Raw genomic sequence first — 16,882 nt, 5'->3', positions numbered from 1 at the left:
CTTTGCGGACATTTAAGAAGATATAAAAAGATAGTCAAAAAGACATATATGATTTTAATATAATTCAGCAAATTATTTATTTTTGCCAGTTTTTCCCAATGCTATACTTTCCATATATCCTATCATTTACTGCCTTCTGGAATGCAGAAGCAGGTTTCGTTACTGCCGATAATACGAATTATGTCAAGTATTATCGGTATTTTTGTGTTGAAATATCGTATCGGTCTATTCGCGTTCTGACTATTCAGCCTCTTTTATCAAAAAAAATTTTCTTCTATGCGTGCGGAAGCCGCTATTCCCCAATACTGAAAAATTAAGTCCACCATAATTCGTATTATACTTCCAAAATCAAAAACTGGTATGACCAGTATAAGATAATTCAAGCGTAAGGAGGTTAAAAAATGAAAAAAAGAAGATAAACGGCGTTTGATTGATTCGAAAAAGAGGCGAAAAAAAAGCAAGGGGGAAATATTGTTATGCAAAAAACAAGTAAACGTTTCAAACGAAAAGCCGCGGGCATGATGGCTGCAGTCATGATGATGAGCGCACTGCCTGTTAATATGGTTGGATTTGCTGATACCTCAGTGAACAGCCGGGACAGCTATGACACAAATGACCGTACCGCGACAGATTCCAATGCCAGCCTTTCTACCGCATCCAATGCGTTAAAGATGCAGACGGAGGGGACGACCTATTACGTGGATGCCAGAGACGGTAACGACACGGCAGACGGAAAGACAGAGGATACCGCCTGGAAATCCTTTGACCGGGTAAATTCCAAAACCTTTCTTCCTGGAGACAAAATTCTCCTGAAGTCAGATTGTATCTGGAACCAGCCGCTGAATCCAAAAGGAAGCGGCCAGGAAGGCGCTCCCATCACCATTGACAGGTACGGCGAAGGAAGCCGCCCTGTAATTAATGGAAACGGTACCTCTGGTCCGTCGATTACCGGAGCCGTCACCATTTATAACGAAGAGTACTGGGAAATCTACAATCTGGAAGTAACGAACCTGGAGAGTACCGATGAGATGGGGGAGGCCATGGACAGCGGTACCAGCGAACGCGCCGGTATCCTGATCTATTCCTCCAATCAGAAAGAGATTTATAAGCACATTGTGGTTAAGAACTGTTATGTCCACGATGTAAACTCTAATTTTAAGGGAGGAAAAACCTCCGGCGGTATTATCGTCATGGGACACTATCTCGATAAGGACGGTAACCGGGTTACCATTGACGATAACGGCAATCTGACCCCTAAGGCTATGGGACGCGCGGCCTTCGAGGATGTCCTGATTGAAGGCAACTATGTGAAAAACGTGGCGATTGAAGGTATCCGGAACAAGTGCAACACGGATATCGGAAGCAGCGGATGGGGAAAGAATGAATTCCTCAAAAACTATTCCAACGTGACCATACGAAACAACTATCTGGAAGATGTGGTCGGCGACGGTATTGTACTGACGGAGACGAAAGGCGGTCTGGTGGAAGGAAACATGGTTAATTCCTCCTGCGGCCTGGATCGGGGAACTGTAAACTACGCTCAATGCTGGACCATGTTCGCGGACGACGTAATCGTGCAGTACAACGAGGCATACGGCAATAAGTATGGCTACGATGACGGAGAAGCCTTTGATTCCGACATGATGAACGTGGACAATATATTCCAGTATAACTTAAGCCACGACTGCGGCGGCGGTGCCATGCTGTTTATGTCCAGCCAGAAAAACACCATTTTCCGATACAATGTCAGTATCAATGACGGAACGGGTACGTATCCGAACGGAAGCAGGATGCAGCAGCAGACCTTCCATTACGACAACACCAGCTCGGCAGGACCGAATGTGGGGAAAATCTACAATAACACGATTGTCGTATTCGGAGAAGGAAAACAGACCTCTCTGTTTGGCGGTAAGAGCAAGAGAACCTGCTTTGTGGACTTTAAGAACAACATCGTGCTGGCAAAAGACGGCGCTGTTATAGACTTTGCGGTCTTGGAACAGGGATCTGCAATCCATGAAGACAGTGTGATTGAAAACAACTGCTTCTACCCGGATACCATAGCCAACACAAACGCGGGCAGCGTCCTGGACAAAGACAGCCTGACCGCAAAAGGCAATATTTTCGCGGATCCGATGCTGAAAGACTATAAGGCGGGAGAAACGTATTCCGCGTATCAGTATCCTTTAGAGGATCTGGAAGACCTGATCGATTCTGATTTTACGAAAGAGAGAATTCAGGGACTGGCAGAGCCGTACCAGCTGACAGATGGTTCTCCCTGTATTCAGGCGGGCCAGAGAATAGAAGGTATGCCGACAGAGGATATCATGGGCAATACCATTGCCGGCCGCGTAGACATCGGAGCGCTGGAATACTCAAGCCAGGATGAAGAGGCGGAAGAGGTAGAGGAAGTCAATCTGGTCACAACACTGGGCGTTGTGCCGGAACTGCCCGGGACGTTAAAAGTTGTTCTGGACGGAACCGCGTATCAGTATCCGGTGGAATGGGAGGAGCTGACAAAAGAAGACTGTATGGAGGCCGGCGTCATCGAACTTCCAGGAGTACTTCCCGGACTGTCGAACCAGGTGACAGCGACTATTGTCGTGGCAGATGCACCGGAAAGCTATGAAAGCGTGGACGTTACGACCTTTGCAGGCATTTATCCGGAACTTCCGGACAAGGTGAATGCTGTATTCGCCGGCGGACTTACCATGGAGCTGGAGGTTGTATGGGATAAATTAACTCTGGAGCAGTATTCGCGCGAAGGGGAATTTACCGTAGAAGGCCGTGTGTCCGGATTAAAGGAAAAGTGTGCGGCGACAGTCAGGGTAATTGGTGATCTTGGTGACGGAAAGACTGTAAAAGAAACCGGGGCAGCCAAGGACGCATTTACGCAGGAAAAGGATGGCGACGCCGCTTACGGAAAGCTTACTCCGAATGTGATAAAGGTCAAGACGGCCAGCAGTGACCCGGCGTATACGCGAAGAGGTCTGCTCGGATTTGACTTGACAAATGAAAGCGAGATGCTGAAGTCAGCAACAAACATCACCATAAAGCTTCAGATGACCAGACCGGTCAGCGACAGCGACTATAAAAATATCAACAACCATTTTTATTTGAAGGTCTATGAAATCGGGGACGAGTGGCAGGAAGAGACTGTGACATGGAATACGACTCCAGCATTTTCCGCTGATAATCTGGTGATAAAAGACAAAAAAATCGTTTATAAAGACATCAGGGACAATCACGAAAACATAGTAGAGCTGGATGTGACGGATTGGGTGAAGAAAGCCTACGCTGAAAATGGCCAGACAAAATTCTCCTTCCTCATGCTGACCGATTATTTCGGAGAGTATGCAAATGGCGACAACGGAGGGATTGACTTTGCTTCCAGGGAAGCGTCCGGAATGATGGAGCCGACGATTGTTTTGAGCAATGTATATGAGATGAAAGTAGATGCTGTATCCGTATCGACATCTGCAGGAAAGAAGCCGGTCCTTCCGGAGACGGTTACCGTTACGTATTCCAATGAGGAAACAAAGAGCGTGACCGTAGAATGGAATTCAATCAACCCTGCAAATTATCAGACAGAAGGAACCTTTGTCGTATACGGAAAAGCAGAAGGCATCAATCTGCCCATTACGTGTACCGTCAATGTTATGGAAGCGCTGCACAAGGTGGTGGCTGTAAAGGATATTCCAGGAATTATTCAGCTGGTGGGAACACCGTGGGAGGAACTGGGACTTCCGGAAATGGCAACCGTGCTGCTGGATAACGGACAGGAGGCGGAGGTCGGTATCCAGTACTGGTTCCCCGATAATGCCTACGATCCGGAAAAGGAATTTTCTTATACCTGTATCGGTTATCTGGATCTGGCAAATCATGATTCCATCGAGAATCCGGAACAGAAGTTTGCAACCGTTTCCGTCAGTATCATTGAGCCGGAAGATAAGAATGCACTTCTCGTCCTCTATACGGAAGCGGCTGGACTGATTAACAGCGGTGAGGTGGGACAGCTGACAGAATCAGCAAAGAATCGCTTTATGAAGGCATTTAATAAAGCAGCTGAGGTTCTGGTAAATACAAAGGCCACGGAATTGGAAGTACATACGGCGTATACAGAGCTGATGGAAGCAATCTGGAATATGGACTCGGAAGAGAACCAGAAGGCGGATACAGATGCACTTCGTGATCTCGTCCTCATCGCTGAGTCGAAAAAGAAGAAAGATTATACCGAAGAAACGTACGATGCAATGAGAGAGGCATTATCTGAGGCAAAAGCAGTCTTAAGAGATAAGACGCTGACAAAGGCAGACCAGCCGATCGTAGACATGGCATATGAGAACCTGAAGGAGGCCGTTGACGCACTTGTATTAAGCGGAAAAACAGATCCGGTTACAAAGGTGATGACTGGAATTAAGATTACGGCGCTTCCATCGAAAACAGAATATAAAGTGGGAGAACGTTTCAGCTCATCAGGTCTGAGCGTAGCGGCCGTGTACAGTGACGGAAGCACGAAGACGGTAAGCGGATATGAGATCGGAGATGTGAATACCGGAACAGCCGGAACGAAGGATGTCGTGGTTACCTATCGAATCGCAGTCAACGATGCGATTAAAGTATTCACAGATACTTTCCAGATCACGGTGGTGAAGAGATCGTCCTCAGGAGGCAGCTCGGGAAGCAGCTCAGGAGGTGGTTCCAGCTCTGTGAGAGTGAACCGGACGGCTGTCAATGTGAGCGGTGAGTGGCAGGCAGCAGAAAATAATACCTGGAGATTCCAGAAGAGTGATGGAAGCTACGCAAAGAACGAGTGGGCCAGAATAAACGACAAATGGTACCATTTTGACGGCAGCGGCTATATGCAGACGGGCTGGATTCTGGATGGAGACAAGTGGTATAAACTAGGCAGTGATGGTTCCATGCACACGGGATGGGTAAAAGAGGAAGCCGATGGCCAGTGGTACTATTTAAATGAATCCGGAGCAATGATGACTGGCTGGACCATGGTAAACGGTACGTGGTATTACTTAAATCCGGTTACGCAGGGCAATACCGGATGGCAGAATACAGAAGACGGGAAGTGGAATCGCGGCAGTGCGGAAAGCGGAAGCCGTTCCATGGGCGCCCTCTATACCGGAACTACAACACCTGATGGTTACCAGGTAGACGAAAACGGAGCCTGGATTCAGTAGGGGGGAAATCTATATGAAATTAAAATGGAAAAAACTGTGCGCAGCGGCGCTGGCAGTGACCATGGCTATGGGGAATTTGACATATGGGGCCCCATTGGAGAATGGAAGAGCCTCTGCACGGGCCTTAAGCGCTGCAAAGATCGAAGGGCTTTACCAGGATATTATGGATGAGAGCGGGACCGAGGAACTGCTAAAAGACGGCCTTGTCATGCACTCCACCTTCGATGAGGGCAGCGTTACAGCAGGTCAGATCACGGATGTTACAGGAAACGGAAACAATGGAACCGTGGTCGGAGCACCCGCATATGAGAAGGGAATACGCGGAAATGCCATCTCATTGGACAATGGAGAAACAGCAGGACTGGGGAATACGAAGGCCAAACAGTACGTAAATTACGGCCGTACGAAGGACTTAATGTTCGGTACCTCTGATTATTCCCTGTCCTTCTGGATGAAGACAGAGAACCATGGACAGAACAATGGAACCATACTTTCCAATAAAAATTACTTAAGCGGCAGCAACGTAGGCTGGGCATTTGGAAATTACAATAACAGCAGCGATACGGATGTACGCATGAACTTTTCCGGAATATCCGGAAAGCGGATCGAGATCAAGAAGATATCCGCGAATGATGACCAGTGGCATCACGTAGCCGGCACATTTGACCGTGATGGAAGCATGACTGTTTACATGGATGGGGAGAAGTATTCCTCCATCTCCATGGCGGGACACAGTGGAAAAACTGTGGATACGGAGCTTGATTTTATCCTGGGAGGTGACGGCAGAGGCTGTTATGGCATGAGCGGCTGCCTGGTGGATGAGCTTCGGGTTTATAATAAGGTGCTTGCGGATACAACCGTAAAAACCATTTATGAGGCAGAAGGTGCTTCGGCCATCGTTGACCAGATGGCGGAGCAGCTGTCTGCGATAAAACCCGGCTCTGAATATCCACAGGACAGAATTGATTCTATGGTAGAAGAGATAAGGCAAACGAAGAGTGCTCTGGAGGGAATGACAACGGCTGCAGCTATGGCTGCAGTCAGAGCACTGAAAGAGAGGTACAATCAGTTTCTGGAAGGCAGCAAGCCTCTGGCCAGCTTTCAGGTCGTGTCGGATGTGCATATAAAATCAGATGACCTCACGGAAACAAACGCAGTCAATATGATTGCGGGGCTGAAGGATATCAGGACCATGGATCCGGACACGCTTGGCATCATGAATCTGGGAGACTTTACCCAGAGCGGCACGAAGGCCCAGTATGACGCGATGTACAGGATAATGGATCAGTATTCTCCTGTTTCGGACGATAAGATCATGATCACATTGGGAAATCACGATGTGAGAGGGACCAGCTCCGCAGACTGGAATAAGGACGAGACCGTGATCAGCAAGTACTGGCCGACGGCAAAGGCACTTTACCTGGAGCGAAATTCCAGATATATGCCGGATACGGACGGAAAGGTGTATTTTGACCGCTGGCTGGGCGGATATCATTTTATCGCCATTAACACAGAAAACGGCATCAAGGATGCGATGTATTTATCAGACGATCAGCTGGAATGGCTGGAAAAAACGCTGGCGGAGAACGCCAGTCCTGACAAACCGATTTTTGTGCTGGGGCATAATGCATTAAAGGATACTCATTGGAGAAGCAATATTTTAAATGACTTCGGCAATCAGGATAAAAGGGTAAAGGAGATATTCTCGAAATACCCTCAGGTAATCTATCTGTCAGGCCATATACATAATGGGTTTGGAGTCGTGGAAGCCATTGACCGCGGATTCGGTACCATGATTGATCTGCCCTCGTATAATGATTCTGAGAATGGGGTGAAGGAAACCGGAACCGGCTATCACGTGAAGATATACGATGACAGTATTGTGTTCAAGGCAAGAAACTTTAAGACCTCAGCCTGGATGCCGGAATATGATATCACGGTAACTCTGCCGAATCTTCCGGCAGTGTATAAAAATGCAAAAGAGCGGAATGCGGCTGATTATACGGTGGCTTCTTATCAAAAACTGGAAACCCTTATGAAAGAAGCGGAAGCCCTTTTTGCAACGGAGTATGATCAGAGTGATTTGACGTATGAAAAGGTGGGGCCGCCCTCTGAGAGCCTTTTTACGGAGCCAGTCAGAAAGCGAATCAATGAACTGGCGGCGGAGATGGCCACTGCAATCGCAGAACTGGAATCCAGTGAATCTGCCGTAACGGCGATTCAGGATGTATATCTCCAGGGCGGAACGGATGCCGGTAAAGTGAGCACGTCATTCAGCAACTACGATGCGGCGAAGCTGCGGGTAAAGTATTCGGACGGCAATCAGAGCTATACCCGGAAAACACTGCTGAAATTTGATTTGTCATCGGCTGCCGGTGACACAAAGGAGGCAGAGCTGGTCCTCCAGCTGACCGGAGGTATCAGCAATTCCAATCCTGCAAAAGACTTTACGGAGGCTCTCGTACAAAAGATCGGCAGCCAGTGGACCGGAGCCGCCGTCACATGGAATACAATTCCGGAAAAAACAGCGGAAAAAGCGGCAGGCGTTATTACAAAAGCGAATATATCCGGTGATCTGGTGACGGTTGATGTCAGTGAAGCGGTGACAGACGCTCTGGCGAAGGGAGAAACGGAAATATCCTTTGAGATCAGCTGCCCGACAGAGGCCAATGACAACATGATTGATTTCTACTCTACGAGAGCAGAAGGAAAGCAGGCGCCAAAGCTTGTCACACGCACCTCAAAAACGGACAAGCCAGTGGATCCGGAGTTTGTGGAATTGAGAGAAAAATGGCTGAATAACCTGTTAGGCGGCACCCTGGATACTGGAAATCAGGCTGTGGTGACGTATATAACAGGTCTGGATGAGAAGGCCGGAGAGTACTGGAGCTCCATGATTAAGAGCGATGACGCTTCCAGAACCAATCTCTGGAGTGATCTCGATATGAGCTATATAGCAGGGACGGGAGCAAAAGCAAAGGTGCATTCCGGAAATGTGGCTCAGACATTCTATCGCCTGAAGGACATGGCGATCGCGTGGGCGACGGAAGGCTGCGCACTGTATCAAAACGATGAACTGAAAGAAGAGCTGATCCGGGCTCTCGATTTTATGAATGAAAACCATTACAGCAGCAGTGACGATAAGACACCGTTCTTTGGAAACTGGTGGCACTGGGAGATTGGCGGGCCGATTGCCTTTATGGATACGGCGTTGATTCTTTACGATGATCTTACCCTGAAGCAGATCACCAACTATGCGGCGGCAGTCAACCGGTTTACCAATGTATGTGACAAGCCGTCGGGATATCCCGGATCACCGGCGATGACGGGGGCCAACCTGATCGATAAAGGTATGGTAGTGGCTCAGGCAGGACTTCTGACGGATAACGGAAGCAAACTGGAGCATGTAAAAAATGCGTACAAGACCGTGTTTGAGTATGTGACTTCGGGAGACGGCTTCTACAAAGACGGTTCCTTTATTCAACATCAGGCGCTGGCCTATATGGGCGGATACGGTTCGCAGCTGTATGAAAAGCTGAGTATCCTGTTCAGCGTGTTTGCCGGATCGGAGTACGAGCTGACTTATGACGACGAAGCGGAGCAGCTCATCTTCGATATGGTATTTGATGGAATTGAACCGTTTATTTACAATGGATTGTGTATGGACATGATTTCAGGAAGAGATATAACGAGAAATACGTCCAATGACAGGCTGAGAGGGGCCAAAATCCTGGATGCAATGATGCTGATCGGGGATGCGATGCCAAAAGAGCAGCAGGAGCGCTTTAACAGCATGATCAAATATTATGTCGGCATTGACGAGGCGTATTATTATAGCCAGAGCAGCCATATCGCATCCTTGATGAAGGCAAATCAGATCATGAATGACGGTTCCATTGAGCCGAGAAGCGAATACGTGCTTCATAAGCTGTTTGCCAGCATGGATAAGCTGGTGCATATAAGGCCGGATTACGGTTTTGCACTGTCGATGCACTCAGACAGAACATATGGACATGAACTGATCAATGATGAAGGAAAACGCACCTGGAACATTTCAGACGGCATGACCTACCTTTATAACGGGGATCAGGATCAATACGGAACCGGTTACTGGGCTACGGTGGATCCGAAGCGTCTGGCAGGAACAACGACAGAGTACGTCACGCGTCCAGACGGAGCAGGAGACCGCACCAGGAATATCTACAGCTGGGTTGGCGGCTCCAGCCTGGGAGATTACGGAACGGCCGGAATGCATTATAAAACACTGGGAAACAGTGGAAGCACAAGAAACGGTACGGATGCGAAAAAGTCCTGGTTCCTGTTTGACGATGAGATCGTTGCAGTCGGAAGCGGAATTACCTCTTCCACAGGAAATTATGTGGAAACAGTGATTGAAAACAGGAAATTAAAGGAAGATGGAAGCAACCAGGTCTTAATCGACGGTGAAGAACGTTCGATCAGAGACGACGGTGCTGAAAGCGCAGGAAAAGGAACAAAAATACCGGCGGCATCGTGGCTCTATCTGGAAGGAAATACCGATCATTCCGACATTGGTTATTACTTCCCTGGAAAAGCCGATATCATGGCTTTAAAAGAGAAGAGAACCGGCAACTGGAATACCCAGGGAACCACGGAAGGCGAAGAGACAAACCAGTTTGCGACTTTTTGGTTTGAGCACGGAAAGAAACCAACCGATGCGGATTACTCTTATGTCATTCTGCCGGGAAAGGATGCGCAAGAAACGGAAAATTATGCTGCCAATCCTGATATTGAAGTCCTGGAATGCAGCGGGGACGCTCATGCAGTCAGAGAAAATTCACTGGGATTGACCGCTGTGAATTTCTGGAACAGCAAGGGAAAGACAGTGGAAGGGATCACCTCGAACAAGGCCGCTTCCGTGACCATGCAGGTAAGCGATGGACTGGTATCGGTAGGCGTGTCAGACCCGACACAGGAAAATAACGGAACCATCGAAGTCTCAATCCCATACGCCGGAGGAGAGATTGTAGAAAAGGCTGCTAACGTAGAGGTGATTCAGAAGACACCATTTATTAAGCTGTCCGTAAAAACCGCAGGAACGACGGGAAAGACGAGCGAAGTGACTTTGAAAATTGCTGAAACGGATAAGCCTGAGCTTGTCGGGCTTGCCGAAGAGTTTGACAGAATCAAGGTGGCGCCTGGAACAAAATTTGCCGGGATAGCGCTTCCGGAGACCGTTAAGGCCTATGACAACGCGGGAAATACCCATATGCTGGGAATTACCTGGGAGAGAGGCGATTATCAAAAGGACGTTTACGGTGTGTATACACTGACCGGAATCTTACAGCTGACAGAGGGGCTTTTTAACACCGCAGGAATTACCGCATCGGTAGAGGTACAGGTGGGAGATGAAGCGGCGGCCACGATGGATGACGTCTACGTTCAGGGCGGAACCGATGGAGATAAGAATTTCAGCGGCTCCTCCAGCCTGATTGTAAAATACGATACGGGCGCTCAGAGTTATACGAGAAAGTCCTTAATGAAGTTTGATCTGGAACATGTGCCCGGGGACGCGGAACATATTTATTTGTCATATGAATTAACTGGCATGCCAAGCGCTGATTTCGAGCTGCTTCATATCTACCGGGTGGAGAATGACTGGGAGGGAGCGACAGTAACCTTTAACAGCTTCCCGGAAAGAGTCGATGAAGAACCTGCTGCAGTTATGACAAAGAGCATGGCGTCGGAAAGTCTGATCCAACAGCTTGATGTGACCAAAGCCGTGCGTGATGCGATCCGCGCTGGGGAAGAAGAAATATCCTTTGAGATCAGTATCCCGACAGCAGCTTCAAACAATTATGTAGGAATCCACTCCTCCAGAACTGCAAAGGAGGGGGCGGTAAAACCGGCATTAACGTGGAAATCAGAGTATGAGCCGGAAAAAATAGTGAAAAAGAATCTCAGCTTCATCGTGAATCTGGCAAAGGAGATTCAAACAAGCGAGTTCAGTCATGTAGATGAAGCCAGATTAAAACAGCTTATCGCTGACGCAGAGCGCATACTTGCCGATGCAGATGCTTCTATGGAAGAAATTCACGAAATAGAGAGACTTTTGACACAAGAAATGGTAAAATACAGAAAGAATTAAGAGAGTTATGGCGGGTATGGGCTGAAAACAGCTCATACCCGAATGTGACGGCAGAAATGAGGAGCGGAGGAGATCATGAGGCGAATGGCGTTTCGATTAAAACTTGAGAAGCTTTCCTACCCCAATGCGGTGATGTGCATTTTATTGGGGCTTTTGATGGCGGGAGTGGTGGCATCGGGAATCTGGCTGTATAAAAAGGCGGATAAGCCTGTTATGCGGATCGGAAACTATGCGATCACCCGGGAACATCTGGCGCTGTACCAGGATGATCTCCGGGCAAAGGTCAGCTCCTATTTCTACCAGACCTATCAGCAGGACCCCAACGAAAAGGGATTCTGGGACAGCACGATTGGGGGGGAGACACCTTCCCAGGTTCTGCGGACAGAGGCGGTCAATGCGCTGTTTACGGATACGGTGGAGCGGATTGAGGCAGCCAAGTATGAAATCGAAGTGGACATCACTCTGGATGACATAAAAAAATCCCTGGACAGGGAAAATAAGAGGAGAGCGGAACCTGGACAGACTGCCTATGGGCCGGAAACATACGGTCTGATGGAATACATATCCAGGACGCAGATGGAAGTAAGGGATGCCCTGAAGGAAAAACTCCTGGAGACCAGGCTGAAGCCAACGAAAGAACAGCTTCAGGAGTTATATGAGCAGGCGGACGCCGCTTATTTGGATAAGGGCTGTAAAGCCAGGGTTGGTATCTATATGTATTATGGCATGAAGGTCGGTGAGTATCCTGAAGAATTACAGTCAGTATGGGCCTTTGTGAAGGAGGAACTGGAGAATGGGACGCCCCCGGAGCTGATTACAGAGGCGGCCGGCCAAAGATTTTCGACAACGATTGAATATGAAGAGGTGGAATATGATTCGAACCAGCTGCCGCGCGATAATGAAGAGCTGGCCTGGCTTGCGGAGCAGACCCGCGGCATGTCTGCGGGACAGTACAGCGATTGTCTGGATTACGGAGCTTCCCAGGGAATTTTGAAGGTGCTGGATAAAACAGACTATGGAAAAGCCAGCTTTGAGGAGGCCGAGACTCTTCTCACCAATCTGTGGATCAATGAAAATTATCCGAGATATCTGGATCAGTGCATGGATGCATACCGATAGGAAAAAGGCAGCCGCTAAAGAATATTCTGAAGCGGCTGCCTTTTTCTGCAGCGGGCAAATGTTTATTTTAACCGTCTCATGTATCTCACGCACAGCATAATCAGCACTCCGGACAATGCGAAAATCATCTGCATCCCGGACACTTTAAACCCCCCGACTGAAAACTCCGGAAGGATCTTTAACAGGGACGCGCCAAGCAGCGTGGCGAAGAATCCGCATAAGCCTGCGTAGGAGGAGTTGGCGCTGACGTACGTGACCCGCTTGTCGGCCGGGGCGTACTGGTACTGAAGGCTGAAAACCGCGATGGCGATTCCGCCCCACGCGGCCCCGGAGAGAGCCTGGAGTATGGGCTGTAAAATCAGGCAGGTGGCCGGTGTCATAAACAGCCACGACGTATGTACAAGGCCCAGCAGGAGCATGGAGCAGCGCGCCGCATGAAGCCAGGAGGTGGCGTCTGCCAGACGTCCCCAGAAACAGGCCGCCACGACACGGACGGAGGAAGCGATCAGCCCCAGGAAGGTGATATAGGTATAGTCCAGCGAGAGGCCGGTAACCATGTACACGCTGAAAAATGGTCCGGCTACCTGCAGGGCCAGGTTCCAGAACATGTAAAGGCCGATGACCTTCCGGTACTCCCTGTCGAGGAGCGGGTCGATGACAGCGGCCTTTAAGCTGCGCCGGTGAGTCTCCTGCACCGGTTCCCGGATTGAGGAAAGGCACCAGAAATCCGTGAAGGCGGTGGATAGTACAATAAGTCCGATGATATAATACCCCAGCAGGTCTTGATGCGCGCCTCTCATCCAGTCCAGAATACGGCCGCAGAGCAGGCTGAGTACCGTGGTAAATGCAAAGGCGAACGCATCCTTCCGCCCCAGATAGGTTCCGCGGATATTTTCCGGAACCAGGGAGAGAAGCCAGCTGCCCGTACCGGTGCCGATAAACGCGCCGAAGAAATGGGCGACTACATAGATGGCCACGACCGCCGCCAGGCGGCCCGCATTATCTTCGACCACCAGAGGCACAAAAAAGACAGAGGAGAGCAGAAGCCTGTGGATCAGCGCGAAGCAGGCGATTAAAAATTTCTTCTGTCTTAAATTTTCCAGGACGACGGAAGAAAACATCTGCAGGGTGCATAAGAGCACCGGAATAGAACCGATGATTCCGTTTAAAGAATCGTCAGCGCCGAGATAGCCTGCGTAGCCGGACAGAAACGCCCCCGTTGTCAGGGTGACGACGCCGTTGGCGCAGCAGCCTTCGGCGATAAACAGCTTCCGGCCCCTGGAATAATCCGTTTCCGTCATGACAGCATCCCCGAAATAGGCCTGGGACACCATCTGCTTAATTTGTAGAACTGTAACCATAAGCCAATATTTGCGGCTGAATTGCCGCAACCCTCTTTTCATTTATAAAATTTTCTGGTATTCTTGTGTTGGTAAAGCGGGAAATTGACCGGTTTTTTCCGCGTTTATAAGAATTCTTATCTTTCTCTATCTTGCCAGTTTCCGTGGCATTATACAAGAGGAGAAAGGAGAGAATAACTGGAGGATTCCGACTATCGGAAAAGAGAAGGATGGAACATTTTCTGCATTTAAAAGCACTTTTGCCGGTACAGGCGTTAAATGCCGGCTATCTGGTGACAAAGGGACGGGGACGCCATGTGGAGCGTACCATGGATACATTTGAGATTATTTACGTCAATTCGGGGACTCTGGGGATATTCGAGGAGGACATGGAGTACGATGTGGAAAAAGGGGAGGCGCTCATCCTGTTTCCGGGACGCCATCATGGGGGAACCAGGGATTTTGACGAGGACCTTACTTTTTACTGGCTCCATTTTACCATAGAGGAGGAGGCTCTCCGCATGGGCAGCGATATTATGGCCCTTCCGCAGCTGATACGTCTGGCGAAGCCGGAGGCGTTTGAGGAGCTGTTCCGGCGGTTTATCCGGAGGCAGAACGTATGCCGCGATGATAAGACATTTTTGAATCTGGTGCTTCTGGAGCTGCTGTGTGAGCTTTCCGACTCCCTCTCTCCGCTGGAGGTCAGCGGGCAGAAGGTTTATCTGGCCAACCAGGCGGCGCGGTATATCAGGGAGCACTGGAAAGAGCCGCTGTCTGCCTCGTTTCTCGCCGACAGGCTGGAATGCAGCCCGGATCATCTGGGCCGGGTCTATCACGCCGTGTACGGCAGAAACTTAACCGATGCCATCCACGAGGCCAGAATCAACCGGGCCTGCCGCCTGTTGATTGAAACGAGTTTGACGGGCAGCGAGATCGCCTACGAGTGCGGATACACGGATGTCGATTATTTCCGCCGGCTGTTCAAAAAATACATGGGAATCACGGCCAAAGAGTACCGGCAGGCGTACTGCCTGGTGCTGCCGGAGGATCGCGAGGGGAAATAAAAAGGCTGGCAGATGCGCCAGCCTTTTGCTGTATCTTTACAACAACTGAATCTTCTTCCGATAGATCCTGCGGAATAAAAGGGTCGTAAGTACGACGGATATGATTTCCGCCAGCGGGAACGCGTACCAGACTGCGTGAAGGCCGAACACCGAAGCGAAGAGCCAGGCGGCGGGAAGTATGCATACCAGCTGCCTGGCGGCTGAGGTGATCAGGCTGTAGACGCCGTTGCCGAGCGCCTGGAACACGGAGCCGATCACGATGCAGTACCCCGCGAACAGGAAGCTTAAGCTGATGATGCGGAGTGCCGGAACGCCGATTCCCATCATATGCTCCGAAGCGTCAAACAGATACAGAAGCTGCTCCGGGAAAATCTGGAATATGGCAAGCCCGGCCAGCATGATGGCGACCGCCGCAGTCACGCTGGAGCGGATGGTCTTCATGATACGGTCTTTCCGCGCGGCGCCGTAGTTGTAGGCGACGATCGGCACCATCGCGTTATTTAAGCCGAATACAGGCATGAAGATGAAGCTCTGAAGCTTGAAATAGATTCCGAATACGGATACCGCCGTCTCAGAGAAGAGCAGCAGGATCTTATTGACACCGAAGGTCATGACCGAGCTGATGGACTGCATAATGATGGAAGGCAGCCCAACTCTGTAGATTTCAGCGATAATCGCTGTGTCCGGACGGAAACGGCGCATATTCAGATTCACGTCGCTGTTTTTCCTGATGTTGAAATAGAGCAGCAGGAGCATGGCGATAATCTGGCCGATTACCGTAGCCACCGCGGCGCCCAGAATCCCCATTCGGGGAAATCCGAACAGCCCGAAGATGAGAATCGGGTCCAGAATGATGTTGATGATGGCTCCAAGTCCCTGCGTAATCATATTATAGATTGTCCGCCCGGTGGACTGCATGATCCGCTCCAGCGCAATCTCTAAAAAGATCCCAAAGGAAAAAATGGAGCAGACGGATAAGTAAATGGTACCCTGTTCGATGATCTCCGGGTTCGAGGTCTGAACCGTAAAATACATCCTGGCAAAGAAGAGGCCGAAAACAGCGAACAGCAGATAGCTTAAAAAGAACACAAAGATCCCATTGACGGCCGCCAGGTTGGCGGTTTCCTGGTTCTTTTCTCCCAGAGAGCGGGACAGAAGCGCATTGACTCCGACTCCGGTGCCGACGGACACCGCGATAATTAAGTTCTGCACCGGAAATGCCAGCGATACGGCCGCCAGCGCGGTCTCTCCGATCTGAGCCACAAAGATGCTGTCGACGATGTTGTATAAGGCCTGAACCAGCATGGAAAGTATCATGGGCAGAGACATGGAGAACAGCAGGCGGTTGACGGGCATGACACCCATTTTGTTTTCTGCCGGCGCCTCGGAGATGGTAATATTTGACATGTAAAACCCCCCTATCTTACGTAGTAAACGTGCAGATAATTGTAACCTTTTCGACAATAAAAGTCAACAAGCCCCGATTCTTTTGTGAAAAATAGGTATTGCAAAGAGAAAACCGGTGTGCTATCATAAATGAAATTCATCGTAGTGAAGTGGTGAATTGTTTATAAGACCAAAGGCTGAGAAAGAGACTCTGACTTAAGAAACTTGACAGGAAGAGGGCGTCACCGACTGAGAGCGCCGTCATGAGGGACTGAGTTAAGGGAACACTCCGGAGCCGACATCCCGAAGCGGCCGGAAGCATTCCGGTGTCAGGAGTAGGTATGTCCGTGACACGCGTTAAGTGAAAGAGTGGAGATAGCAAGCAAAGTATCTCAATGCGGGTGGTACCGCGGGATCTTATCATAGAGAGCCCCGTCCCGGAATATGTAACTGTATTCCGGGGCGGGGCTTTTCTTTTCGCGAAGGCAGAGCATTTGAAAGGTTCCTGCGGACTGGTCAGCCAGGTTGAACAGGCACCCCTCTCCCGGAATCCAACCATTAGCAGCTATGGTAAGGAGAGTGCAGACATGGAATTTATCAAAGGTATCCAAAAGAAAGAAACAACAGAACTGGCCGATTTACTCACCGGTGCTT

Annotated in this window: 7 protein-coding genes; 5 read left to right on the top strand and 2 right to left on the bottom strand. The window is 49.6% G+C overall.

Translation table 11 applies throughout. The features are described 5' to 3' along the window. Window positions 1-476: 476 nt before the first annotated feature. The 3 genes from ACLTD4_RS27705 (at window position 477) to ACLTD4_RS27695 (ending at window position 12,438) form a co-directional block, all read left to right on the top strand. Window positions 477-5,192 carry an Ig-like domain-containing protein gene (locus ACLTD4_RS27705; RefSeq protein WP_117633975.1) on the top strand — a complete coding sequence of 1,572 codons (4,716 nt, stop codon included), beginning with the start codon at window positions 477-479 and terminating at the stop codon, window positions 5,190-5,192. 13 nt (window positions 5,193-5,205) lie between these two features. Further along, window positions 5,206-11,319, top strand: a complete 6,114-nt coding sequence (locus ACLTD4_RS27700; RefSeq protein WP_270466910.1) for a polysaccharide lyase family 8 super-sandwich domain-containing protein — start codon at window positions 5,206-5,208, stop codon at window positions 11,317-11,319. An 84-nt stretch (window positions 11,320-11,403) separates the two neighbouring features. Next, window positions 11,404-12,438 (top strand): hypothetical protein, encoded by a 1,035-nt coding sequence (locus tag ACLTD4_RS27695; protein WP_243008249.1) that lies wholly within the window; start codon window positions 11,404-11,406, stop codon window positions 12,436-12,438. Between the two features lie 62 nt (window positions 12,439-12,500). On the opposite strand, the gene ACLTD4_RS27690 is transcribed toward ACLTD4_RS27695, so the two are convergent. Continuing rightward, window positions 12,501-13,739 (bottom strand): MFS transporter, encoded by a 1,239-nt coding sequence (locus ACLTD4_RS27690; RefSeq protein WP_242840505.1) that lies wholly within the window; start codon window positions 13,737-13,739, stop codon window positions 12,501-12,503. Between the two features lie 269 nt (window positions 13,740-14,008). Between ACLTD4_RS27690 and ACLTD4_RS27685 the strand changes: the two genes are divergently transcribed. Continuing rightward, window positions 14,009-14,842 (top strand): AraC family transcriptional regulator, encoded by an 834-nt coding sequence (locus ACLTD4_RS27685; RefSeq protein ID WP_117633973.1) that lies wholly within the window; start codon window positions 14,009-14,011, stop codon window positions 14,840-14,842. A gap of 36 nt (window positions 14,843-14,878) precedes the next feature. Here ACLTD4_RS27685 and ACLTD4_RS27680 read toward each other — a convergent pair whose 3' ends face one another. Then, window positions 14,879-16,249: an MATE family efflux transporter gene (locus tag ACLTD4_RS27680; protein ID WP_117633972.1), complete on the bottom strand. Its 1,371-nt coding sequence runs from the start codon at window positions 16,247-16,249 to the stop codon at window positions 14,879-14,881. 374 nt (window positions 16,250-16,623) lie between these two features. On the opposite strand from ACLTD4_RS27680, the gene ACLTD4_RS27675 reads away from it, so the two are divergent. Further along, window positions 16,624-16,882, top strand: a 259-nt coding sequence (locus ACLTD4_RS27675) for a hypothetical protein (RefSeq protein WP_412331732.1), incomplete at its 3' end; no start/stop codon positions are given.

It is taken from the genome of Hungatella sp. (assembly GCF_046966825.1).
This window is presented reverse-complemented; position numbering and strand designations above follow the sequence as displayed.